Origin of the sequence: Nonomuraea sp. NPDC003709, from assembly GCF_040610775.1 — a bacterium.
GTDB lineage: Bacteria > Actinomycetota > Actinomycetes > Streptosporangiales > Streptosporangiaceae > Nonomuraea > Nonomuraea angiospora_A.
Genome location: NZ_JBEXMW010000007.1, coordinates 120100 through 144806 on the forward strand (window position 1 = coordinate 120100; position 24707 = coordinate 144806).

The 24707-nt window shown below is 70.2% G+C and carries 19 protein-coding genes; 12 read left to right on the forward strand and 7 right to left on the reverse strand.

All coding sequences use genetic code 11. The annotated features are described in order from the left end of the window. The first annotated feature begins 49 nt into the window (after positions 1–49). A complete protein-coding gene (locus tag ABZX61_RS22395; protein WP_355197224.1) occupies positions 50–2113 on the forward strand; it encodes a prolyl oligopeptidase family serine peptidase in 2064 nt (687 codons plus the stop codon). A gap of 189 nt (positions 2114–2302) precedes the next feature. Here ABZX61_RS22395 and ABZX61_RS22400 read toward each other — a convergent pair whose 3' ends face one another. After that, positions 2303–3217 (reverse strand): hypothetical protein, encoded by a 915-nt coding sequence (locus tag ABZX61_RS22400; RefSeq protein WP_355197226.1) that lies wholly within the window; start codon positions 3215–3217, stop codon positions 2303–2305. Between the two features lie 261 nt (positions 3218–3478). Here ABZX61_RS22400 and ABZX61_RS22405 point away from each other — a divergent pair, with 261 nt between their 5' ends. Continuing rightward, positions 3479–4882 (forward strand): alpha/beta fold hydrolase, encoded by a 1404-nt coding sequence (locus ABZX61_RS22405; RefSeq protein WP_355197228.1) that lies wholly within the window; start codon positions 3479–3481, stop codon positions 4880–4882. A gap of 110 nt (positions 4883–4992) precedes the next feature. On the opposite strand, the gene ABZX61_RS22410 is transcribed toward ABZX61_RS22405, so the two are convergent. Beyond that, positions 4993–5766 carry a MarR family transcriptional regulator gene (locus tag ABZX61_RS22410; protein ID WP_355197230.1) on the reverse strand — a complete coding sequence of 258 codons (774 nt, stop codon included), beginning with the start codon at positions 5764–5766 and terminating at the stop codon, positions 4993–4995. A 66-nt stretch (positions 5767–5832) separates the two neighbouring features. On the opposite strand from ABZX61_RS22410, the gene ABZX61_RS22415 reads away from it, so the two are divergent. The 5 genes from ABZX61_RS22415 to ABZX61_RS22435 all read left to right on the forward strand — a co-directional run bounded on the left by ABZX61_RS22415 (position 5833) and on the right by ABZX61_RS22435 (position 11451). Beyond that, positions 5833–6717: an MBL fold metallo-hydrolase gene (locus ABZX61_RS22415; protein WP_355197232.1), complete on the forward strand. Its 885-nt coding sequence runs from the start codon at positions 5833–5835 to the stop codon at positions 6715–6717. 1438 nt (positions 6718–8155) lie between these two features. Beyond that, entirely contained in the window at positions 8156–8728 is a 573-nt protein-coding gene (locus ABZX61_RS22420; protein WP_355197234.1) for an ATP-binding protein, read from the forward strand. Next, positions 8674–9438, forward strand: a complete 765-nt coding sequence (locus ABZX61_RS22425; protein WP_355197236.1) for an alpha/beta hydrolase — start codon at positions 8674–8676, stop codon at positions 9436–9438. The genes ABZX61_RS22420 and ABZX61_RS22425 overlap by 55 nt, the downstream gene beginning before the upstream one ends. A gap of 31 nt (positions 9439–9469) precedes the next feature. Continuing rightward, positions 9470–10735, forward strand: a complete 1266-nt coding sequence (locus tag ABZX61_RS22430) for a cytochrome P450 (RefSeq protein ID WP_355197827.1) — start codon at positions 9470–9472, stop codon at positions 10733–10735. Beyond that, the gene (locus tag ABZX61_RS22435) at positions 10732–11451 is read left to right on the forward strand and encodes a helix-turn-helix domain-containing protein (protein ID WP_355197238.1); all 720 of its coding nucleotides are present in this window, start codon (positions 10732–10734) and stop codon (positions 11449–11451) included. Before ABZX61_RS22430 ends, ABZX61_RS22435 begins: the two co-directional genes overlap by 4 nt. Before the next feature lie 50 nt (positions 11452–11501). Here the strand turns inward: ABZX61_RS22435 and ABZX61_RS22440 are convergent, their stop codons facing one another. The 3 genes from ABZX61_RS22440 to ABZX61_RS22450 form a co-directional block, all read right to left on the reverse strand. Next, entirely contained in the window at positions 11502–13259 is a 1758-nt protein-coding gene (locus ABZX61_RS22440; protein ID WP_355197240.1) for an ABC transporter ATP-binding protein, read from the reverse strand. A 139-nt stretch (positions 13260–13398) separates the two neighbouring features. After that, entirely contained in the window at positions 13399–15087 is a 1689-nt protein-coding gene (locus ABZX61_RS22445) for an ABC transporter ATP-binding protein (RefSeq protein WP_355197242.1), read from the reverse strand. A 77-nt stretch (positions 15088–15164) separates the two neighbouring features. After that, complete coding sequence (locus ABZX61_RS22450) at positions 15165–16403, reverse strand: MFS transporter (RefSeq protein ID WP_355197244.1); 1239 nt, start codon at positions 16401–16403, stop codon at positions 15165–15167. Between the two features lie 45 nt (positions 16404–16448). Between ABZX61_RS22450 and ABZX61_RS22455 the strand changes: the two genes are divergently transcribed. From ABZX61_RS22455 to ABZX61_RS22475, 5 genes are read left to right on the forward strand one after another with little or no spacing between them, the layout of a single operon-like run. Beyond that, complete coding sequence (locus tag ABZX61_RS22455) at positions 16449–19943, forward strand: nitrate reductase subunit alpha (protein WP_355197246.1); 3495 nt, start codon at positions 16449–16451, stop codon at positions 19941–19943. Beyond that, positions 19943–21550, forward strand: a complete 1608-nt coding sequence (gene narH / locus ABZX61_RS22460; RefSeq protein ID WP_355197248.1) for a nitrate reductase subunit beta — start codon at positions 19943–19945, stop codon at positions 21548–21550. Before ABZX61_RS22455 ends, narH begins: the two co-directional genes overlap by 1 nt. Beyond that, on the forward strand, positions 21547–22113 hold the full coding sequence (gene narJ, locus ABZX61_RS22465; RefSeq protein WP_355197250.1) for a nitrate reductase molybdenum cofactor assembly chaperone: 567 nt from the start codon (positions 21547–21549) through the stop codon (positions 22111–22113). The genes narH and narJ overlap by 4 nt, the downstream gene beginning before the upstream one ends. Next, on the forward strand, positions 22110–22790 hold the full coding sequence (narI, locus tag ABZX61_RS22470; RefSeq protein ID WP_355197252.1) for a respiratory nitrate reductase subunit gamma: 681 nt from the start codon (positions 22110–22112) through the stop codon (positions 22788–22790). Before narJ ends, narI begins: the two co-directional genes overlap by 4 nt. 48 nt (positions 22791–22838) lie before the next feature. Then, on the forward strand, positions 22839–23459 hold the full coding sequence (locus tag ABZX61_RS22475) for a phosphotransferase (RefSeq protein WP_355197254.1): 621 nt from the start codon (positions 22839–22841) through the stop codon (positions 23457–23459). A 7-nt stretch (positions 23460–23466) separates the two neighbouring features. Here ABZX61_RS22475 and ABZX61_RS22480 read toward each other — a convergent pair whose 3' ends face one another. Beyond that, complete coding sequence (locus ABZX61_RS22480; protein ID WP_355197256.1) at positions 23467–24147, reverse strand: phosphotransferase; 681 nt, start codon at positions 24145–24147, stop codon at positions 23467–23469. A gap of 10 nt (positions 24148–24157) precedes the next feature. After that, on the reverse strand, positions 24158–24658 hold the full coding sequence (locus tag ABZX61_RS22485; protein WP_350725569.1) for a GNAT family N-acetyltransferase: 501 nt from the start codon (positions 24656–24658) through the stop codon (positions 24158–24160). Between the last annotated feature and the right edge of the window lie 49 nt (positions 24659–24707).

The following is a 24707-nucleotide window of genomic DNA, read 5'->3' on the forward strand; positions in this document are numbered from 1 at the left end:
CCGGACGCCATTGCGCAGGTTCCTCATCGGCGGTGGCAGGATTGGGCGCATGAGCGAGAGCTTCCCGCGACTGTCTGCCAGGACCCGCCGGTTCACCCTCGGAGTGCCCAGGAGCTTCACGATCACTCCGGACGGCGGCCGGGTGGTCTTCCTCCGCACGAAATCGGGCACCGATCCGGTGACGTGCCTGTGGGAGCTCGACACCGACACCCACGTCGAGCGCCTGGTCGTCGACCCCCGCGCGCTCGACGCCGACGAGGAGAACCTGCCGCCGGAGGAGCGGGCCAGGCGCGAGCGCAGCCGGGAGGCGGCGGGCGGCGTGGTCGCGTACGCCACCGACACGGACGTCACGCGGGCCTCCTTCGCCCTGTCCGGCGCTCTCTACGTCGTGGACCTCGCGACCGGTCAGGCGCGCCGGCTGGACACGCCGGGCGCGGTCATCGATCCGCGTCTGTCCCCCGGCGGGGGGCATGTCGCGTACGTCACCGGCGGCGCGCTGCGCGTCCAGGACCTCGCGTCCGGCGAGGACCGCGCGCTGGCCACGCCGGAGTCGGAGACCGTGACGTACGGGCTGGCCGAGTTCATCGCCGCCGAGGAGATGAGCCGGATGCGCGGCTACTGGTGGGCGCCGTCGGGCGACGCGCTGCTGGTCGAACGCTCCGACGAGGCCCCGGTCCACGTCTGGCACATCGCCGACCCGGCCAACCCCGACCGTCCCGCGTCGGCCCAGCGCTATCCGGCCGCCGGCACGCCCAACGCGGTCACCGAGCTGTTCGTGCTGGGGCTCGACGGGTCGCGGGTCGCGGTGCCGTACGAGGAGGAATACCTCACGACGGCGGCCTGGGACTCCCACGCGCTGTCGATCGTGACCCTGACGCGCGACCAGCGCACGATGCGGCTGTTCACGGTCGACCCGGCGACGGGCGCGTCCGCTCTGGTGCGCGAGGACGCCGATCCGGCCTGGGTCGACATCGTGTCCGGCGTGCCCGCCCACCTCGACGACGGGTCGCTGGTGTGGGTGGCCGCTTCGGAGGGCGGCAACCGGCTGTTCGTGGGCGGCCGCGCGGTCACCCCGCCCACGCTGCAGGTGCGGGCGGTGCTCGACGTCGATCACGACAGCGTGCTGTTCAGCGCGAGCGGCGATCCGACCGAGGTTCACCTGTGGACGTGGGACGGTCATTCGCTGCTGCCCGTCTCGACCCGTTCCGGGGTGTTCTCGGGGCGGATGTCGGGCGGCGTGGGCGTCCTGACCGAGCAGAGCCTCGACGCCGAGGGCGTCTCGACCACGGTCGTGCGGCGCGACGGCATGGCGGTGCCGATCCCGTCGTTCGCCGAGCGGCCCGGGCTCGACCTGCGCGTCTCGCTCGGCCGTTCGGGCCGTCGCGAGCTGGCCACCGCCGTGGTGCTGCCCTCGTGGCACGAGCAGGGCTCCGCGAAGCTGCCGGTCCTCATGGACCCGTACGGCGGGCCGCACGCGCAGCGCGTGCTCAACCGGCGCGGCGCGTTCCTGGAGAGCCAGTGGTTCGCCGAGCAGGGCTTCGCGGTCATCGTCGCGGACGGGCGCGGCACCCCTGGCCGGGGCCCCGAGTTCGAGCGGTCCGTGCTGAACGACCTGGCGACCCCCGCGCTCGACGACCAGATCGACGCCCTGCAGGGGGTGGCCGAGCAGTATCCCGACGATCTCGACCTGACGAGGGTGGCCATTCGCGGCTGGTCGTTCGGCGGCTTCCTGGCCGCGCTGGCGGTGCTGCGGCGACCGGACGTGTTCCACGCGGCGGTGGCGGGGGCGCCGGTGACCGACTGGCGGCTGTACGACACGTGCTACACCGAGCGATACCTGGGCCATCCGGACGAGCAGCCCGAGGTGTACGAGAACTCTTCGCTGTTCGCGGACGCGCCCAAGCTCGAACGCCCGCTGCTGCTGATCCACGGCCTGGCCGACGACAACGTGGTGGCCGCTCACACGCTGCGCCTGTCATCCGCCCTGCTCGCGGCGGGCCGGCAGCACAGCGTGCTCCCGCTCTCCGGGGTGACGCACATGACGCCCCAGGAGGTCGTGGCGGAGAACCTGCTGCTGCTCCAGGTCGACTTCCTGAAGAAGTCACTGGGCTGACCCACTGACGCGGGAGCTTCACTGGCTCGGGACTTCACTGGCTCGGGACTTCACTAGCTCGGGGCTACCGGCACCGTGCTCTACCGGCGTGTGCTCTACCGGCGCGTGCTCTCCAGCACAGGGCTTCACCGACGCCAGGCTTCACCAGCACGAGGCGTTGCCGGGACGGCGCCTTACCGGCACGGGGCTTCACTGACGTAAGGCGTCGAGCGCTCGGGACACGGCCAGGCCGGCGATCACGACGCCACCCAGGACGATCATGATGACGTACGTGGGGACCGCCAGCAGGGTGAGCTCACCCTGCACGATCGCCAGGATGAGCACGGCGAGCAGGGTGCCGGCGACGCCCCCACGTCCCCCGTCGGCCACCGCGCTCACCGCGCCGGTGCCGTTCAAAGGGCTCGAAAGGCTCGGAAGGCCCGTGCCTCCCAGGAGAACGGCCGCCAGCGCGAACACCATGGTGAACAGCCCCTGAGAGCCCGGCTGCGCCGCTCCCAGCCGCAACAGCAGCACGAACCCACCCAAAGCGGCGAGCACACAGGATCCGGCCAGCCCGACGAGAGGGCCGGCCCACCCCTTGGTCAGCCACTGCCGGAACTCCCGCCGGGCCCACAACAGCCCGCCCGCCACCGAGACGACGGCGAACACCGCGAACCCCACCACGGGCGAGAGCGACGGCGCCGCCGGCAGGAGGATCGTCCTGGCCTGGGTGAACGCGAGCGACAACGCGTCGCAGACCACGGCGGCGGCGAGCGTGACCGCCCAGGCCGGCGCCTCCAGCAGCACCGTGAACGCCCCCATGACCAGCCCCGAGAGCGCGGCGAGCAGGATGACGAGGAGCACCCCGACGACCAGCGGCATGCCGAGGACGACCACGACGGAGGCGATGAGCACCCCGGACAGCGCGGCGACCGACCCCACGGCCAGGTTGGGCGTGCCGGCGCGCATCGACAAGGAGAGCGCCACGGCGACCAGGCCGAGCGGCGCGGAGGACGCGAGGATGTTCAGCAGGTGCCCGCCAGGAGCGGTGAACAGGACCATCCCCAGCCCCAGCACCGTGACAACCCCGAGTGCGCCTTCCCAGACCCACTGCCATCTGCCCACGCCGTCGATCGTGACAACGCCACCCCACCACCGCAAGACCCGCCCCACCACCGCCAGACCCATCCCACCCACGAGGGCCCGTCCTGGCCGCCTTCGGCTTCAGGCCGAGCCCGGCGGGCGCTGGGCCGAGCGTCCCTGCAGATCCTCTCCAACCGGTCGGGGCGGGCAGCGGTCTGACAACCCCTGGTAGGACCCGCACCCCCAAAAGACCAAACCCTGGTCCGACGCGCTTCCACCTCCCCCTCCGGCATCGTGAACGCCATGCTCAAGCCCCTCACCATCACCCTGGCCTTGCTGGGCATGGGGACCTTGCCGACCACCTCGGCGTCCGCGGCGGCCACCGCCGGCGGGCCACAGCAGTGGCAGACCTGCCCCAATGACAAGATCGGCATGGAGTGCAGCGACCTCCAGGTCCCGGCCGACTGGCAGAAGCCGGACGGCCGCAAGATCACCCTCAAGCTGGGCCGGCTGAAGGCCACCGGCAAGTCCGAAGGCTCGGTCCTGATCGCCTACGGCGGCCCCGGCGGCCCCGGCATCGGCGTCACGCAGTCCGCCGCCTCCGACTGGTGGACCAAGCTCCGCGAACGCATGGACATCGTCACGTGGGACACCCGCGGCTACGGCGAGCAGTTCGGGGGCCTCAGCACGGGCCTGCAGTGCGCCTGGACCCGTGTCCCCATCCCCGACTCACCCCGCGACGACGCCGACTTCGGCCGCCTGTCCGACACCAACCGCGGCTACGCCGAGGCCTGCCGGCTCAAGGACCCCGAGCTGTTCGCCAACATGAGCTCGGCAGACCAGGCCAGAGACATGGAGGCCATCAGAAAGGCCCTCGGCGACGACAAGCTCAACTACTACGGCGCCTCCTATGCGGGCTTCTACGGCCAGGACTACGCCCGCCTCTTCCCGGACCGGATCCGCACGATGGTCCTCGACGGCACGTGGAGCCACAGCGCCGCCGGCTGGGAGCGTGAGCTGGAGGAGATGGCCAAGTCCAACGAGCAGTTCCTGCGACGCTTCTTCACCTGGTGCGCCTCCAACGACTGCGCGGACGTCCCCGCCCTCTGGCGCACACTGATCGCCCGAGCCGACCGCACCCCCATCCCCACGAAGACCGCCAACGTCGCCTACAAGACCCGCGACCTCCAGAGCTTCGCCCTGGGCCTGGCCCGCCAGGGCACCGCCGCCTGGCCCAAGCTGGCCCAGGCGATCCGCAAGGCCGCCGACGGCGACGCCTCCGACTTCGTCCCGCAACGCGGCGCCCGCTACCCCGACCAGGCCACCGGCGTCACCGAATGCGCCGACTGGCCCCGCTTCGCCAACCGCAAGGAGATGACCGCCGCCATCAAGCGCCTGCAACGCGTGGCCCCCAACACCGGCACGGCCAACACCCTCGCCTCAGCGACCCTGGGCTGCATCGGCTGGCCCCAGCCGGTCACCAACCCGCCCACCCCTCTCCCCAAGGGCCTCCCACCCATGTTGGGAGCAGGCGCCTGGGGCGAGTCCGACGCGGTGACCCGCGTCCTCTCCCAGGTGCCCGGCAGCGCCACCATCCGCCACAACGGCCCCGGCCACACGCTCTACGGCGCCAACCCCTGCGCCCGCGACCACATCAACCGCTACTTCACCGACCGCACCATGCCCCCCACCAAAACAGAATGCTGACCCCACAACCCTGACCCCCACAATCGGACGCCCTCCCCCACGACGTCCCACACCGCACGCATCGCACGGCCGCCGCGCGATCACCGGACTCCGGCTATCGCGCCACCCGCTTATCGCACCACCCGCGTGAGGAGGTCGTTGAGGGCGGCCTGCTCTTCCGAAGTGAGCCGGGCCAAGGGCGAGGCCTCGGTGAGCAGGTCGATCAGTCGCTCGCGGAGTGCGACGCCTTCGGAGGTCAGGACGAGTCGCTTGGCCCGGCGGTCACCGGGATGAGGGCGCCGTTCGACGATGCCCTGCTCCTCCAGCCGATCGACGACGAAGGTGGCGTTCGACGGCTCGCAACTCATCCGATCGGCCAGGTCGCGCATGGTCATCGGGCCGGTGAGTTCGCGCAGCGCCACCGCCTGGGCCGCCGTCAGGTCCAGCGCGGCCGCCCGCTCCCTGATATGGCCCTCGATCTGCTTGGCCAACGCGCCGACGAGGCCGCACAGGTTCCGCTCGGCAAGAGCACGCTCCGCGCTGCCGGCAGCGCCACCACTGGCGGCGTCCACACGCGTGACATCCACACCGGTAGCGCCACCGCTCGTAGCGTCACCGCCGACGGTGGCAAGCCTGGCGGCGTCACCGCTGGCGGCATCACCGCTCCTGGTGGCAGGGCTGGCGGCGTCACCGCTGGTGGTGGCAGGGCTGGCGGCGTCACCGCTCGTAGCGTCACCGCCGGCGGTGGCAAGCCTGGTGGCGTCATCGCTGGCGGCATCACCACTCGTGGCGGTAGGGCTGGTGGCGGTAGGGCTGGCGGCGTCACCGCTGGTGGTGGCAGGGCTGGCGGCGTCACCGCTGGTGGTGGCAGAGCTGGCAGTTGTGGCGGGCTCGGGCGACTTCACAGGGACAGGATAGCTCAAGCATGTATATTTGCAGCTTTAATAGTTCTAGTTGTAAGTTTCTCTGCCATGTACAGCTACGAAGAGCGTCTGCGTCGGCCGTCCTCTGTCCGTTCCCTGCAGCTCGGTGAGCTCAAGATCAGCTATGTGCCTGACGGCGCGGTGCAGCTCAAGCCATATGGGTGGTTGCTGGAGACGACAGAGCAGGATTGGAAGGACAACGCCGCCTTCCTCGACCACACGGGGAACCTCGTGGGCAGCATCGGTGCGCTGTTGGTGGAGTACGGCGAGAGGGCCTTGTTGATCGATGCCGGAGTGGGGCCGGTGTCCGTACCCGACGATCCGGAGAACCCGAAGATCGGCTCCATCCGTGGTGGTGAGTTGCTCGACAACCTCGCCAAGCTGGGTCGGCGGCCCAACGAGATCGAGGCGGTGGCCTTCACTCACCTGCACCTCGACCACCTCGGCTGGGCCTGGCACCCCGCACCCGGCAGCAGCCGTCCCGCGTTCACCGAGGCCGACTACCTGATCTCCGAGCCCGAATGGGAGCAGCGGCAGCTGAGCCTCGAGCAGGGGACGACCGACGAGATGCTCGCCGCGCTGGCGCCCCGGGTCCGTACCGTGCGGGACGACGAGGAGATCTTCCCGGGAGTGCGGGTGGCCCTGGCTCCCGGGCATACCTTCGGGCACGCCACGTACACGATCACGTCCGGCGGCCAGCGGTTGATCGCGTTCGGCGACGCTCTGCACTCCTCAGCCCAGATCCGCCATCCCGACTGGTTCGCCGGTTCGGACCTGGACTCCGTGGAGTCGACGGTGCACCGGCACCGGCTGGTCAACGAGCTGCAGCGTCCGGACACGATCGGCTTCGGCGTGCACTTCGCCGACGTGGTGTTCGGCCGCGTCGACCACACCGCCGACGACGGCGGCCCGACCTGGGTGCCCGTAGCATGACCCCCCAGGTCGACCGCACCGCCGACGACAGCGGCCCGACCTGGGTGCCCGTAGCATGAGCCCCCATTTGCCCAGCACCCGCGCGTCGCCGTCTGACGCCTCCGGTGCAGCGCATAGACCACCTCACCGCCCGACGTCCCGGCGCGGCGCGTAGCCCCCGCTGCCCAACACCCGAGTGCAACGCGAACACCGCCACACCACCCGACATCCAACACAGCACCACCCAACGTCCCGGCACTGCGCATAGCCCCCACCGCCCAACACCCGACTGCAACGCGAACACCGCCACACCACCCGACATCCAACGCAGCACCACCCAACGTCCCGGCGCGCGCATAGGCCTAACCACTAAAGTCCCGGCGTCGCGCTCAGACCCTCGCCACACGTGTACGTCGCCGGGAGGGTTATGGCTTCACGAGATGCTCCAGGCCGAGGGCCGGTTGGGGCGCAGCAACCGTGCTCTCTGCACCGTTGGTGTGGCGCGATGGCCCATGTACGCCCGCGTCCTTGAGGGGGCCATACTTGCGCCAAGCGAGGTCGTCGCCTTCGTTGGCCGAATACAGCAGCAGCGTCGGGGCCGCCAGGGGGTGAGTTTGTCGGCTACCGGGAAACCCACGGACGCTTAGCTCTGCGGTCATGGTGCCTTGAGGGCTTGAGGGCTTGAGGGGTGGCGCACACCGTCCGGCTCTCGGTGCGTTCGCTGAGCACCTCCACCGGCACACCTTGCGGGCGGGCGACCAGCACCGTTGTCGCGGCGTCCGACGTCTCCCGAACCAGCGGCCCCCACCCGATCAGCCGTCGACGATGAGACGAACGGCGACGACGCCAGCAGGAACGGAGCCGCCAAAGAAAGAACGACCGCTGGGATGCCACGCCGGCATCCGGCAAGGACGCATAACGGCGGCGATGAGATCAGACGAATCCGTCGTCCCTGATGACCGGCGCCCGCCCCGAACCCGAGGATCTGGGCGAGTACGCCGTCCCCGCACGTCGCGTCGTTCCCTTTGTCTACGAAGTAGCCCGCGCCACCACGCCCCGTTCGATCTCACGTCACCGGCATTGACCGGGGAGAACGAGCGCGCGGTCCTCGAAGGAGTCACTGCGGGCTTTGCGCGGGCCTTCACCGCTGGACGTGGCGCCATCAACAGAAAGATCCACATCTTGCGGCATTCGCGTTGACAACGGCTTTGTTTCGACCGATGCTTTCTTCGCTGCACGCCCACTTTTTGACCATCACGCCCAATATTTGGGCATCCGGAGAAGCCGACGCCGTGTTCGCGATGCATCGCTTGAAACCCGAGTTCGGACGCGCCGCAGCCGCCTCAAGGCGGCCCATGCAGGGCGGCGTGGGATCGGAAGCGTCCGACGACAGGAACGTCACGCAATGCCCCGGTGGCGTATTGACCTGTCATTTACCGCCAATCACACCGGGGGCGCCGTGAATGTCGCCACCGAACTTCAGAGCCGGCTGCTCTCCCGCTGGTGCGATCTGCCGCGCTCGCCGATCGCGTCATCCATCGCCCGCCGCTGGGTGTCGACGATGCTCGCCTCCTGGGATCTGCCTCTCTCTCCCGCGCATGAGGCGACGATCGCTGAACTGACCAGCGAGCTGGTCACAAATGCAGTCCAACACGCGGTCCCGCCCGCTTGCGGATCGCCGGACATAAGGATCAACGTTCGAGTGGGGGGCGCCACGATCTGGCTGGCGGTATGCGACCACGATCCGACCCTCCCGACGCGGCGTGCCCCTGACTTCCTCGCCGAAAGCGGGCGTGGGCTGTTCCTGGTTGAGGCGCAGGCCGACCGGTGGGGCACCGTCCAGCATGCAAACGGCAAGTACGTCTGGTTCAGCCTGGACTGCGTCGGCGGCACCGGACGTGCGGGTGAGATGCCGCCCGCCACGGCATCCGGCGACTGCCCCGCATCCGACGCCACGAACGCTAAGGAGAATCCGTCATGTCCCCCGTCGTCCTTCCCCATGACGTCCTCGGTTCCGGGCCCCATCGCGTGATCGCGTTGCATGGCTGGTTTGGAGATCGCGGCTCCTTCGGGAAGATTCAGCCCTACCTGAACGGCGAGGCCTTCACCTACGCCTTCCCCGACTACCGGGGATACGGCGAGGCTCGCGCTCTCACTGGTGAATACACTCTCGCTGAGATCGCCGCCGATGTGACGGCGCTCGCCGACAAGCTGGGGTGGGAGACCTTCTCCTTGATCGGTCACTCGATGGGCGGGACGGCGATGCAGCGGGTGATGCTGGACGCGCCCGGCCGGGTCCGCAAGCTCGTGGGTATCTCTCCGGTGCCGGCCTCGGGCGTGCCGTTCGACAACGAGGGGTGGGCGCTGTTCTCCGGCTCCGCCGAGGAGCCCGCCAACCGTCGCGCGATCATCGATCTGACCACCGGCAACCGGCTTCCGGATGCCTGGCTCGATGAGATGGTCGACAACTCGCTGCGGAAGTCCACGGTGACCGCCTACCGGGCCTACCTGGACGCCTGGGCCCGCACCGACTTCCACTCCGAGGTGGTCGGAGCCACCACGCCAGTGTTCGTCGTCGCCGGCGAACACGACCCCGCGCTGTCCGCCGAGGTCATGCGGGCTACATGGCTGCAGTGGTACCCGAACGCCGAACTGCTGACATTCGCGGACGCCGGCCACTACGCGATGGACGAGACGCCGTTGGCTCTGGTTTCCGCCATCGAACGCTTCCTGGCCGCCTGACGATCTCTTGGAGGGGCTGCCCGTGACCGGCATGAGTACGACGGCCAACGTGTTCGACCCGCGTATCTACGCACAGGGCATCCCGCACGAGACGTATCGCTGGCTGCGTGACCACGACCCCGTGCGCTGGCAGGAGGAGCACCAGGTTGGGAACTGGCCGGCGGGGCCCGGTTTTTGGGCGGTGACCCGTCACGCGGATGTCGTGCGCGTACTTCGCACGCCGACCGAGTTCAGCTCCTGGCTCGGCGCCACCCAGATCCGCGACCCGGACCCCGCCGACCTGTCGTTCATCCGGCAGATGATGCTCAACCTTGATCCGCCGGAGCACGGCTGGCTCCGGCGGATCGTCTCCGGCGTGTTCACCGCCAGGCGCATCGAACGCTTCACCACCGGTATCGCGGCACGAGCACGGCTGCTCATCGACGAGATCGCCGAGCGAGGCGAGTGCGACCTGCCGGCGGACGTGACCGATGACTACCCGATCCACAACCTCGCGGATCTCCTCGGCATCCCGCCCGAGGATCGCGGCCGGATCCTGGAGTGGACGAACCGCGTGATCGGCTACCAGGATCCCGATCACGCAAGCGCCGTCCACGGCCCGGATGGCAAACCGGTCAATCCACGATCCCCCGCCATGCTCACCGACATGTTCGAGTACGCTCACTCACTCGCCGCCTACAAACGCCGGAATCCGGCAAGCGACGTCATGACCGCGCTCGCCACGGCCGAGGTGGACGGGCGGCGTCTCACCGATCCCGAATTGTCGATGTTCTTCTTTCTCCTGGTGATCGCGGGCAACGACACCGTACGTTCGGCTCTGCCAGGCGGGATACTCGCCCTGCTCGACCACCCTGACCAGCATCGTCGCCTGCTGGACCACCCCGAACTCCTCGACTCGGCCATCGAGGAGACGCTGCGCTGGCATCCCCCCGTCCTCAGCTTCCGCCGCACCGCCGTACACGACACCGTCCTGGCCGAACGGCGCATCGCCGCAGGCGACAAGGTCGTCGTCTTCCATGCTGCCGCCAACTTCGACGAGCGCCGCTTCCCCGACCCGACGCGTTTCGACATCGCGCGCTCGCCCAATGACCACGTGTCGTTCGGCGACGGACCGCACGTGTGCCTCGGCTCCCGTTTCGCCCGGCTGCAACTCCGCGTGTTCTACCGGGAGCTGCTCTGGCGGCTGCCGGACGTGCAACTCGCCGGGCCGCCCGTCCGGCTGGTGTCGAACTTCATCGGCGGCATCAAGCACCTGCCCCTGCGCTACACCCCCGCACCTTCCCTAGGCATCGAATGACCCCTGACCAGCAAGACCCGGCCCCTGACCAGCAAGGCCCGGCTGCCTCCACGACCGGCTCGAAAACGATCGACACCGGCCTGCGACTCCTGGAGATTCTCAAGGACCATCCGGACGGGTTGACGATCACCGAACTCGCCCAGCTCGCCCGGATCCATCGCAACGCCGTCTCCCGTCACTTGACAGCACTCGGCAACCACAGGCTGGCCGCCCGGGTCGGCACCCGCTTCACCCTCGGCCTCGGCATCGTCGAACTCAACGCCGCCGTCCAGCACAGGCTCCGCAGCGCGGCCTCCGCAGCACTCCAGGTGCTCGCCGACGCCTGCAACGCCACCGCTTTCATCACGGTGCTCGACATCGACGAGAGCCAGGCGGTCGTTCTGACCGTGACCGAGCCGCGCGTCTCGCAGATCCACGTCAGCTATCGCGCCGGCACTCGGCATCCGGCGAACCGCGGCGCCTCAGGGATCGCCATCCTGGCCGGCCGCCCGCCCCTCCCCGGGGAGCGCTCGGAGATAACGCAGGCCCGCGCCACCGGCTACTCGGTCACGGCAGGAGAGCTACAGCCAGGGGCATGGGGCATCGCTGCCCCGATCATCGCAGCAGGGCGCCCGGCCGACGCAAGCGTGGGCGTGGTGACCATCGGGACGCGGGATGAGAACGAGATCGCCCCACGCGTACGGCTCGCCGCAACCGAGATCGCGCGACTCCTCTGACTTCCTCGCCTGCGGACGCCAAGCCGGGGAGCCGACGTGACGATCCTCGTTCAGGAGCGGGTGGTGGTCGGAGTGCCGTGCCAGCTGGTCCAGAGGGCGGCGTAGGAGCCGCCCTCCGCCACCAGGTCATCGTGGGAGCCCAGCTCGCTGATCCGGCCGTCCTCCACGACCGCCACCCGGTCGGCGTCGTGGGCCGTGTGGAGGCGGTGAGCGATCGCGATCACGGTGCGGCCGTCGAGGACGGCGGCCAGCGAGCGTTCGAGGTGGCGGGCCGCTCGGGGGTCGATGAGGGAGGTGGCCTCGTCCAGGACCAGGGTGTGCGGGTCGGCGAGCACCAGGCGGGCCAGGGCGAGTTGCTGCGCCTGGGCGGGTGACACCGCCAGGCCTCCGGAGCCCACCTCCGTCTCCAGGCCCGCGGGCAGGGCGAGGACCCAGCCCAGGGCATCCACTGCTTCGAGCGCCTGGCGTACGGCCGCGTCGGAGGCGTCCGGGCGGGCGATCAGCAGGTTGTCGCGCAGCGAGCCCTTGAACACGTGGTGCTCCTGCGTCACCAGCGCCACGTGCCCTCGCAGTTCGTCCAGCGGCAGGTCCACGAGCGGGACCCCGCCCACGGACACCGAGCCGGTACGCGGTCCGTGGATGCCCGCCAGCAGCCGGCCCAGCGTGGACTTTCCGGCCCCCGAAGGGCCCACCATGGCGAGTCGTTCGCCGGGCCGGACGGTCAGGGACACGCCGTGCAGCACGTCCCGGCCCTCCCGGTACGCGTACCGGACGTCGGACGCCTCCAGCAGCTCGCCCGAGGGCCGCGAGGAGCCGGCCGCACGGTCGTCGGGGACGTTGGCCACGCCCAGAAGCCGGGCCATGGAGGCCCCGCCCACCTGCAGCTCGTCGATCCACATCAGGAACCTGTCCAGCGGGTCGATCAGCTGCTGCGCATAGAGCGTGGCGGTGGCCACCTGGGAGAGCGCCACCCAGCCATTGGTGTAGAACAGGCCCCCGACCAGCAGCGTGGTCACGACGGGGATCACGTAGCCGAGCTCGACGGCGGGGAACCACACCGTGCGGAGCCCGAGCGTGTAGCGCTCGGCGGCGAAGGAGCGGCTGATGTCGTCGTCGGTACGCGATCGGCGGCGCGCCTGCAGGCCGAGCGCCTCCACGGCACGGGCGCCCTCGACGGTTTCGGCCAGCCCTTCCGTCATGTCGGCATAGGCGGCGTTCTCGCGGAGATAGCCGTCTCGTGCCCGCTTCAGGTACCAGCGCGTGGAGACCCAGATCACCGGCCCGGCGATCAGCATCGGCAGCATCAGCAGGGGGCTGACCAGCAGCAGCGCGCCGATCGTGATCAGGAAGGTGACCAGGGCGATCAGCGTCTCCGGGACGGCGTTCCGTACGGTGCGGGACAGTGAGTCCACGTCGCGGGAGGTACGGGTGATCAGGTCGCCGGACCCGGCCCGCTCGACGGTGGACAGCGGCAGCCCGAGCACCCGGTCCACGAACTCCTCGCGCAGTTCCGCCAGCACCTTCTCGCCGAGCTTGGCGGAGGCCAGCACCGCGAACCGCATGAGCGCACCCTGCAGCAGCAGGAAGCCTCCGATGGCGGCGGCCACGACGGCGACGTTGACCTCGACGCCGTACTGGACGTCCTCCACCAGCCCGCCGAGCTGCCACGGCACCGCCAGCCCCGCGACGGCTGCCAGGCCGTGCAGGGTCAGCGCGATCGTGAGCTGTCGCGGATAGCGGAGGGTGAGCCGCCTGGCGTAGGCGCGCACCTGTTTTCGATCGGCGACCGGCAAGATCTCGCGGGCCATCCTGCTTCACCCCTTCCGAACGAACGAGCGAGCGAGCGTTCCGAATGTGCACCGTGCCCGCCGGTGATCCCATCCGTCCCGGAGTCGAGAGCCGAGGGTGGGCAGGGGGCAGCGCTTCCCGTGGGTCCGGGGCATGAGGTCAGTCCTCTCCGCGGGTCACGGTGGCGGCGTAATGTGGCGAGCTGTCCAGCAGTTGCCGGTGCGTGCCCTCGGCGAGCACCCGCCCGTCCTGCACATAGACGACGTGGTCGGTACGGTCGAGCACCAGCGGGCTGGTCGTGCAGATCAGCGTGGTCTTGCCGGCCCGGGCCTTGGCGAGGCGTTCGGCGATGCGGGCCTCGCTGTGGGCGTCGACGGCGCTGGTGGGTTCGACCAGGATGAGCACCTCCGGGTCGGCCAGCAGCGCCCGGGCCAGGCGCAGCCGCTGCTGCTGCCCGCCCGAGAACTCCCGCCCCGCCTCGGCCACCGTGGCGGACAGCCCGTCGGGCAGCGCCTCCACGATGTCCTCGGCGCAGGCCGCGTGCAGGGCCTCGCGCAGTTGCGCGTCGGAGGCCTCGCCGCGCACGTCGAGCTCGTCGCGCAGGCGGCCGGTGAACAGCCGGGCACCGTTGTCGGCGACCAGGATGCGGGCGCGGACCTCGTCGATGGGCAGCGTGGACAGGTCGACCGGGCCGAACGTGACGTCGCCGTCGGCGTAGCGGCCGAGCCGGTCGGCGATGGCGATGGCGTCATCGGGGGTGTCCGCCGCGACCGCCGTGAGGCAGCCGGGCTGGAGGGTCACGCCACTGTAGGAGTCGCGCAGGACGCCGCCCGCGCTGGTGCCGGTGCCACCGGTGACCTCGGGCTGGATGGCCAGGATCCGGATCACGCGTCCGGCTGCCACGTGGCCCTTGGTGAGCTTGTCGGCGGCCTCGGTGAGCGTCCGCATGGGGCCGATCAGGAAGACCGCGTAGAGGTAGAACGCGACGAGCTGACCGGTGGGGATCTCCCCGGCGACCGCGAACGAGGCGCCGACGCCGGTGACGGCCGCGATGAGCACGCCGGGCAGCACGATCTGGGCGCCTTCGAGCACGGACTCGACCCCGGCCACGCTCACCCCGGCCCGCCGGACCCGCTGCGACTCGGCCCGGTAGCGGTCGGCGAACACCTGCTCCCCGCCGATCCCGCGCAGCACCCGCAGGCCCGCCACGATGTCGGCGGCCCTGGTGGACAGGTCGCCGGACAGCTCGCGCTGCCTGGCCTGGCGCCTGTGCAGGGGCCTGAGCAGCGGCCCCACGGCCGCGGTCATGAGCGGCACGCCGAACAGGACCAGCAGCCCGAGCGGCAGCGAGGTCGAGATGAGGATCACCGTGACGGTGACGATGGCCACGATGGAGCCGATGCCGCGCAGCAGGATGTCGATGGAGTTGCCGATGTGGGCGATGTCGGAGTTGCCGACGCTGACGATCTCACCGGTCGAGAGCCGCTTCGGCAGCGTGGCGCCCAGCCGGGCGGACTGCCTGGCGGTCAGCTGCACGGTGCGGTACGCGGCGGCCAGCCAGTTGTAGACGGCCATCCGGTGCCGCATGATCCCGGTGAACGCCTGCATCAGCCCCAGGCCGAACAGGACCGACGCCCAGAGCAGCAGCCCCCCGGTGTCCTTGGCGGTGACGGCGTCGATGCCCTTCCCGAGCGCCGCCGGCATCAATGCCTGCACCAGCCACCACAGGGTGGCGAAGCCGATGCCCACGAGAAGGTGTGCCGACTGCCGCCGCGCGTTCCACCACAGATAGCGGAACGGGCTGCGAATGTCGGGCACGCCGGGATCGGCTTCAGGAAGGGATCGCATGGCCTGACAAGGTTGACAAGGCGCACCCCGGCTCGGCAAACGGTTTTCGAGCAGCTGGAACGTACGAAAACCCGCCACTAGAGCGTCCGGAATGCCCGGTACGTGTACGTGAGCGCCGCCAACGCAGTCACCGCCAGCAGCAAATACCCCACCGTGTACGCCCCCGTCGCGGTGAAGACGACCCCCATCACCAGCGGCGGGAAGTACCCGCCCAGCCCTCCGGCGGCCCCGACGAGCCCGGTCACCGTCCCCACCCTGGACGCCTCGACCAGCCTGGCCACCAGCGCGAACACGCCGCCGGTCCCGAGGCCCAGGAAGAACGCCATGAGCACGAAGCCCACCCCGGCGGGCACCTCGGGCGGCGGCCTCAGGGCCAGCACCAGCGCCATCACCACGGTCCCGCCGAGCGCGACGAACAGCACCCTGACCGGCCCGATCCGGTCGGAGAGCGCCCCGCCCAGCGGTCTCGACAGCACGGCAGCGATCGAGAACCCGGCCGTACGCAGCCCGGCATCGGTCTGAGCGAAGCGGTACACGTTCTGCAGCAATGTCGGGAGATAGGTGGAAAAGGCTACGAAGCCGCCAAAAGTCACCGCATAGAGGAATGCGCACTGCCAGGTCGCCTTGATCCGCACCGCCTCCCGCATCCCACGCGACGCGACCGCCCCCGCGACCGATCCGGCCGGCACCCCCGCGGAGGACCCCGCGGAGGACCCCGCGGAGGACCCCGCGGAGGACCTTGCCGACGACCACGCGGGCGAGTCCCGGCTGCCGCCCAGCATGATCACCCCCATCAGCGCCAGCACCGCCGCCATCAGCACATGAGCCCCCGCCCGCCCGAACTCCTCCACCAGCCGCGGCGTGCAGAACGAGGACAGCGCCGTGCCACCCATGCCCGCCCCGAAGACCCCGGTCGCGAACCCCCGGCGCGCGGGCTCGTACCAGGCGTTCACGAACGGGATGCCGACCGCGAACGATGTCCCCGGAATCCCCAGCAGGAACCCCCAGAACAGCACCCACCCAAACGAACCAGACCACCCTACGAACAGCACGGGCACGATCGACACGAAGCAGATGACCGCGAACATCCGCCGCCCGCCGAGCCGGTCGGTGAGCACCCCCACCGGGATCCGCCCCAGCGCCCCCACCACCACCGGGATCGCCACCAGCAGCGAGGTCTGGGTCGGCGACAGCCCCAGCTGCCTGCTGTAGCTCCCGGACAGGGGCCCGATGAGGTTCCACGCCCAGAACGTCACCGCGAACGCCGCAGTGGCCAGGGCCAGGTTCGACACCTGACCTTTACGAAGCTCAGACATACACCCTGTGTAACAGAGGGTCACCATCTGTGATGAAGTGGGGGTATGAGTGCGGAGGAGCTCCTGCTGAAGACCGGTCGCTATCTGCGCAGGTCGGTCACCAGCGCCGATCTGCATACCCTCTACCTGAAAGGCGGCGTCGAGGGAGACATCTTCTACCGTGACCGGTGGAGTCACGACAAGGTGGTCCGCTCCACGCACGGCGTGAACTGCACGGGTTCGTGCTCGTGGAAGGTGTTCGTCAAGGACGGCATCATCACCTGGGAGGCGCAGGAGACCGACTACCCGAGCGTGGGCCCCGACCGCCCCGAGTACGAGCCGCGCGGCTGCCCGCGCGGCGCCGCCTTCTCCTGGTACACCTACTCGCCGACCCGGGTCCGCTACCCGTACGCCCGGCGCGTCCTCGTCGAGATGTACCTGGAAGCGAAGAAACGCCTGAACGGCGACCCCGTGGACGCATGGGCATATGTCGTGAAAAACCCGTTGAAAAGGCGTCGCTACCAGTCCGCCCGAGGCACCGGCGGCCTCGTCCGCGTCACCTGGGACCTCGCCACCGAGATGATCGCCGCCGCCCACGTCTACACCATCCAGCGGTACGGCCCCGACCGGATCGCCGGCTTCTCCCCCATCCCCGCCATGTCGATGGTCTCCCAGGCGGTCGGCTCGCGGTTCCTGTCGCTGATCGGCGGCGCCATGCTCTCCTTCTACGACTGGTACGCCGACCTGCCCGTGGCCTCCCCCCAGGTGTTCGGCGACCAGACCGACGTGCCGGAGTCGGCCGACTGGTGGGACGCCGCGTACCTGATCATGTGGGGCGCGAACGTCCCGGTCACCCGCACCCCCGACGCGCACTGGATGGCCGAGGCCCGCTACCGGGGCCAGAAGGTCGTCGTGGTCTCCCCCGACTACAGCGACGCCGCCAAGTTCGCCGACGAGTTCGTCAGCGTGCGGCCCGGCACGGACGGCGCGCTGGCCATGGCCATGGGGCACGTGCTGCTGAAGGAGTTCTTCGTCGAGCGCGCGACGCCGTACTTCACCGACTACGTCAAGCGCTTCACCGACCTGCCGTTCCTCGTCCGGCTCGAGGAGCGCGCGGGCGCGTATGTGCCCGGCAGGTTCCTCACCGCCAAGGACCTGGGCTCCCAGGAGGAGGCGGCCGAGTGGAAGACCGTGCTCATGTCGGAGGCCGGCGAGCCCGTCGTGCCGAACGGCTCGGCCGGCTTCCGCTGGACCGAGTCCGGCAAGGGCCGCTGGAACCTCGACCTCGGCACCGAACCCAAGCTCACCCTGTACGGGGGCGAGCCGGCCGAGGTCCTGCTGCCCCGCTTCGACGGCGGCGGTTCGGTACGCAGGGGCGTCCCGGTGACCAGGGTCGGGGAGCACCTGGTGACCACGGTGTTCGACCTGCTGCTGGCCCAGTACGGGGTGGCGCGCGACGGGCTCCCGGGTGTCTGGCCGGCGGGCTACGAGGACGCCGGGGAGCCGTACACGCCGGCCTGGCAGGAGGAGATCACCGGCGTGCCCGCCGGCAGGGCGGCGAAGATCGCCAGAGAGTTCGCGAGGACGGCCGAGTCGACCCGGGGCAGATGCATGCTCATCCTCGGGGCGGGCACCACGCAGTGGTTCCACGGCGACACGATCTACCGGGCGTTCCTGTCGCTCCTCCTGCTGACCGGCTGCCAGGGCCGCAACGGCGGCGGCTGGGCGCACTACGTGGGCCAGGAGAAGTGCCGGCCGCTGGGCGGCTGGGCGCTGCTGGCGGGCGCCCTCGACTGGGCGCGGCCGCCGCGGCAGGTCCCGGGCACGCCGTACTGGTACCTGCACACCGACCAGTGGCGCTACGACCACTTCGACGCGGGCGACCTGGCCTCGCCCCTCGGCCCCGGCAAGTTCCGCGGCAAGCGCACCGTGGACCTGGTGGCGGAGGCCGTCAGGAACGGCTGGATGCCGATGGCCCCGACGTTCGACCGCAACCCCCTGGAGCTGGGCGACGCCGACGACCCCATCGCGTACACGCGCGAGGAGCTCCGCTCGGGCCGGCTCGGCTACGCCGCCGAACGCCCGGACGACCCGCGCAACTGGCCCCGCGTGCTCACGCTCTGGCGCTCGAACCTCCTCGGCTCCTCCGCCAAGGGCAGCGAGTACTTCCAGCACCACCTGCTCGGCGCCATCTCGAACCTGGAGGACCCCGACAACCGGGCCCCGAGCGGCAAGCTGGACCTCCTGGTCACGCTCGACTTCAGGATGACGTCCTCGACGATCTTCTCCGACATCGTGCTCCCGGCCGCCACCTGGTACGAGAAGCACGACCTGTCGTCCACGGACATGCACCCGTTCGTGCACGCGTTCAACCCGGCGATCAGCCCACCCTGGGAGACAAAGACCGATTTTTCAGCCTTTCATGCCATCGCTCGCACCTTCAGCAAGCTCGGCGAGAAGCACCTCGGCATCCGCAGGGACGTGGTCGCGACGGCGTACCAGCACGACACCCCGGGCGAGCTCGCGACGGGCGGCGGGCCCGAGCTCAAGGTGGTGGAGCGCGACTACGGCGCCATCGCCGAGAAGCTGGCGGCGCTCGGCCCCCTCACGGAGAAGCTGGGGATCCCGGTCAAGGGCGTGACGTTCATGCCCGACGAGGAGGTGGCCTGGCTGGGCCAGGCGTGCGGCCTGGTGCCGCGCGGCGCGGCCAAGGGCCGGCCCGAGCTCGACACCGACGCCAAGGCGTGCGAGGCGATCCTGGCGCTGTCGGGCGTCAGCAACGGCAGGCTGGCCGCGCAGGGCTTCAGGCAGCTCGCCGAGCGTACGGGCACCGACTTCGAGGACCTGGTCAACGTGTGGCACCGGATCGTCTTCTCCGACACCCAGGCCAGACCGGTGCAGGTCGCCGCCAGCCCCGAGTGGTCGGGCAAGGAGTCGCACGAGCGCCGCTACTCCCCCTTCACGATCAACGTCGAGAACGGCAAGCCCTGGCACACGCTCACCGGCCGCATGCACTTCTTCCTCGACCACGACTGGATGCACGAGTACGGCGAGTCGCTGCCGATCTACCGCCCGCCGCTGGACCTGGCCGCGCTGTTCGGCGAGGCGGGCACGCTGCGCTACCTGACCCCGCACAGCAAGTGGTCGATCCACTCCGAGTTCCAGGACAACCTGCTCATGCTGTCGCTGTCGAGAGGCGGCCCGACGATCTGGATGTCGGTCGAGGACGCCGCCGGGCTCGGGATCGCGGACAACGACTGGATCGAGGCGGTCAACCGCAACGGCGTGGTCGTGGCCAGGGCGATCGTCTCGCACCGCATGCCGAAGGGCACGGTGTACATGTACCACGCGCAGGAGCGCCTGATCGACGTGCCCAAGTCGGAGGCGACCGGCCGCAGGGGCGGCATCCACAACGCGCTGACGAGGGTGCTCATCAAGCCCACCCACATGATCGGCGGCTACGCCCAGCTCTCGTACGGCTTCAACTACTTCGGCCCCACCGGCAACCAGCGCGACGAGATCACCACCATCCGCCGCAGATCACAGGAGGTGCGCTTCTGATGGCCACGATCATGGCCCAGATCGCCATGGTGATGAACCTGGACAAGTGCATCGGCTGCCACACCTGCTCGGTCACCTGCAAGCAGACCTGGACCAACCGGTCGGGCGTCGAGTACGTCTGGTTCAACAACGTCGAGACCCGACCCGGCCAGGGCTACCCGAGGCGCTACGAGGACCAGGAACGCTGGCGCGGCGGCTGGACGCTCGACAGGAAGGGCAGGCTCAAGCTCAGGGCGGGCGGCCGCCTCCACAAGCTGCTCACCATCTTCGCCAATCCCCTCATGCCCGCGCTCCGGGACTACTACGAGCCCTGGACGTACGACTACGAGAACCTCATCAAGGCGCCCCTCTCCGAGGACGTCCCCGTCGCGCCGCCCAGGTCGCTCATCAGCAACCAGCCCACCAAGATCGAGTGGAGCGCCAACTGGGACGACGACCTCGGCGGCGACCCCTCGCCCGACCCCGTGCTCGCCAAGGTGTCGGACCAGGTCAAGCTCTCCTTCGAGCAGGCGTTCATGTTCTACCTGCCGCGCATCTGCGAGCACTGCCTCAACCCGTCGTGCGTGGCCTCGTGCCCGTCGGGCGCCCTGTACAAGCGGGCCGAGGACGGCATCGTGCTGGTGGACCAGGACAAGTGCCGGGGCTGGCGCATGTGCGTGACGGGCTGCCCGTACAAGAAGATCTACTTCAACCACAAGACCGGCAAAGCGGAGAAGTGCACGTTCTGCTACCCGCGCGTGGAGGTCGGGCTGCCGACGGTCTGCTCGGAGACCTGCGTCGGGCGCCTGCGCTACCTCGGGGTCCTGCTGTACGACGCCGAACGCGTGGCGGCGGCCGCCTCGGTGGCCAATGAACGCGACCTGTACGAGGCCCAGCTGGACCTGTTCATCGACCCGTACGACCCGGCGGTGGACGCCGCGGACCTGCCCGCCGACTGGGTGGAGGCCGCGCGGCGATCCCCGGTGTACGACCTGATCAAGAAATACCGGATAGCGCTGCCGTTGCACCCGGAGTACCGCACCCTCCCGATGGTCTGGTACGTCCCGCCGCTCTCCCCCGTCGTGGACGCGCTCGCCGAAGGCGGCCACGACGGCGAGGACGCGGTCAACCTGTTCGCCGCCATCGAGTCGCTCCGCATCCCCGTCGGCTATCTGGCCGAACTGTTCTCCGCCGGCGACCCGGCGCCCGTGACCGCCGCACTGCGCCGGCTGGCGGCGATGCGCTCGTACATGCGCTCGGTCAACCTGGGCGAGCCGCCCGTCCTGGCGGAGACGGGCCTGTCGGAGGAGCAGGTACGCGACATGTACCGGCTGCTGGCGCTGGCCAAGTACGACGAGCGGTACGTGATCCCGACCGCCTACGGGAACATCCCGCCCGGGATCGTGGAGGAGGGCGGCTGCAGCCTCGACTACGACGGCGGGCCCGGGATGCAGGGCCCGTTCGGCGAGGCGTCGGGCCGGCCCGTCCCGGTGTCGGTGGAGACCTTCCACAGCCTGAAGCAGCGCCAGACCAGCGACGAGGTCACCCATGACCGGGTGAACCTGCTCAACTGGGACGGCCGCGGCACCCCGGCCGGCCTGTTCCCGACCAAGAGGAGAAGACCATGAGCAGCGCCGTCGTGGGGGCCGTCGTCTGGCAGGCCGCCGCCCACCTCCTCGCCTATCCCGACGAGCGGTTCTGGCACCGGCTCCCGCTCATCAAGGAGGCCGCCGAGCCGCACTTCGGGACGTTCCTGGCACGCGTCTCCGACCTCGGGCCCGGCGAGCTGGCCGCGCACTACGTGGAGACGTTCGACCTGCACCGGCGCTGCTGCCTCTACCTCACCTACTACACCGACGGCGACACCCGCCGCCGCGGCCGGTCGCTGGCCGCGCTGAAACAGCGCTACCGGGCGGCCGGGTGGGAGCTGATGGACGACGAACTGCCCGACTTCCTGCCGGTGCTGCTGGAGTTCGCCGCGCTCGATCCTTCGGGCGCCGAACTGCTCAGGGAGCACAGGCTGGGGCTGGAGCTGCTGCTCACGGCCCTGACCGACTGCGACTCGCCGTACGCGTACGTGATCGGCGCGGTGTGCGCGGCCCTGCCGCCGATCACCGCCGCCGAGCGGCTCCAGGCCACGCGCCTGGCCCAGGCAGGCCCGCCGGCCGAGACCGTGGGAGGTTACCTGTGAGCTGGGCGGAGAGCACGCTCTGGGTGGTCCTGCCGTACCTGACCCTGCTGGTCTTCGTGGGCGGGCTGATCTGGCGCCACCGGTACGACAAGTTCGGCTGGACGACCCGCTCGTCCCAGCTCTACGAGAGCCCGCTGCTGCGCGTGGCCAGCCCGCTGTTCCACTACGGCCTGGTCTTCGTGATCGTCGGCCACGTGACCGGCCTGCTCATCCCGGTGAGCTGGACCGACGCGATCGGCGTGTCCAACGCCGCCTACCACCTGAACGCCCTGGTCTGGGGCGGGCTCGCGGGCCTGGTCACGCTGGTGGGGCTGGCCCTGCTGATCTACCGCCGCCGCGCCACCGGCCCGGTGTTCATGGCGACCACGGCCAACGACAAGGCGATGTACGCGGTGCTGGCCGCCTCGATCGTGGCGGGCGTGGTGACGACGGTCGCGGGGTACGTGCCGAGCGACGTCAGCTACCGGACCACGGTCGCGCCCTGGTTCCGCGGCATCTTCATCCTCCAGCCGGACGCCGCCGCGATGCGTCAGGCCGACGTCCTTTACAAGGTGCACACACTCATCGGGATGGCACTGTTCGTACTTTTCCCGTTCAGCCGCCTGGTGCATGCTCTTTCCGCCCCGTTGGGCTATTTGTTCCGTCCTTACATCGTGTATCGGAGTCGCACCCGATAGCGTGCCGAGGCGTCTGGCAGGGGCGGGAGTAGGCCAGAATCGACCCTTGTGAAGCACGGGTACACCAACAGCACAGTCGGCGACGGCGCCCTGGTCGTGAAGTGTTACCAGGGCCCGGAGGCGGCGTTCCGGCTGGGCACGGAGAGCAGATACCTGCGCCGGCTGCGCGGCCGGCTCCCGGTTCCCCGCGTTCACCAGGTCACCTCGACCAGCCTGACCACCCGCTTCGTCTCCGGCGCCCACGGCCAGGACCTCATCGACGAGGGGCACGGCGCCGAGGTGCTCGCCGAGTGCGGCCGGGCCCTGTCCGGCATCCACCGGCTGGGCATCGTGCACGGCGACTTCGGCCCGCAGAACATGCTGTTCGACCCGGCCACGTTCCGGACGACCGCGATCCTCGACTGGGAGTGGGCCCACCCCGGGCGCCCGGTCGAGGACCTCGCGTGGTGCGAGTGGATCATCCGCAGCCACCACCCGGAGCACGTTCCGCTGCTCTCGCGCTTCTTCGCCGCCTATGACGGGCCCGTCCCCTCGTGGGAGGAGCGCCGGGAGGCCATGGTGGCGCGCTGCCGCGACCTGATCGACTTCTGCGCCCGCTGGGAGCCCGGCGGGGCGGCCGAGAAGCTCTGGTACGAACGCCTCGAAACCACGGCCGCCTGGACGGAGTAACGGCGCCTCAGCCCGCCCCAGGGAGCCGCAGGCCGCGGATCAGCTCCACCGCCGCGTCCATCAGCCCGGCCTCCCGCTCGGTGAGCGCCCTGTCGGCGGCCCGGCGCGCCCCGGCCCGGTCGAGCCCTTCGCCGAAGTCCATGGCGGAGCCCAGCCCGGAGACCAGCGCGACGAGGCCCCGCCGCGCCACCTCGGCGAACTCGACCTCGTCCACGGCCGCCTGCGCGAAGATCACCGCGGACATCGCGCAGTCGAACCCGGGCGGCCCGTCCTGGCTGTTGCACCAGTCGATCACGACCGGGCCCAGGGGCGTCAGCATGACGTTGTCGGGGTGCAGGTCCAGATGCAGCACCCGGTCGCCGGGATCGGCGGACGCCAGCGCCGGGATCTCGTGCAGCCGCCGCAGCAGCCCCGCGATGATCCCGCCCGCCTCCTCGGCCGTGATCTCCCCGTCGAACAGCGCCCGCAGCATCGTCGGCCCCGACAGCCGCCCCATCACCAGCTCGGTGGCCGCCCCAGCGTCGGGGTAGAGCTCGGGCACCGGGTATCCGTGGCCGGCCACGTGCGCGATGACCGCCGCCTCCCGCCGCGCGTCGATCGGTATCCGGTAGCGGCGCAGGACCCGCTCGTCGTCGATCGCGTACACGTCCGCGGTGCGCCCGGACCCCAGCAGCTCGCCGACCTCCATGCGGCGCAGCCTACCGACGCTGGCCGTAGACGTGGACCGGCTGGCCCCGGTACTCGGTATCGCGCAGGTGGGAGTGGCCGATGCGTTCGGCGACGGAGACGGACCGCGCGTTGCCGGGCAGGATGAGAGAGATCACTTCCGTCGCGCCGAGCGTGCCGAAGCAGTAGTCGAGGGCCGCCCGTGCCGCCTCGGTGGCATAGCCCTTGCCCCAGTGGTCGCGGGCCAGGCACCAGCCGACTCCCAGCCCCGGGAAGCCGTAGGGCCGCCAGGGCCCCGCCCGCCCGGCGAACCGGCCCGTGGCCTTCTCGACCAGCGCCCAATGCGAGTAGCCGCGGATCTCCCTGTGCCCGATGAACGTGGCGAGGCTCCGCCAGGCGTCGGCCCGGGAGGTCCCCACGCTCTCCGCCAGTCCGTCCGCGACCTCGGGATCGGCGAGCATCCTGGCGTAGTCGTCGAAGTCATCGCCCGTCAGCGGCCTCATGACAAGTCGTTCCGTCTCGAGCACGACCATGACCAGGAGTATGCCAAAAAATCCGTGGCCCGCCCGCGCGGAGCCGGGC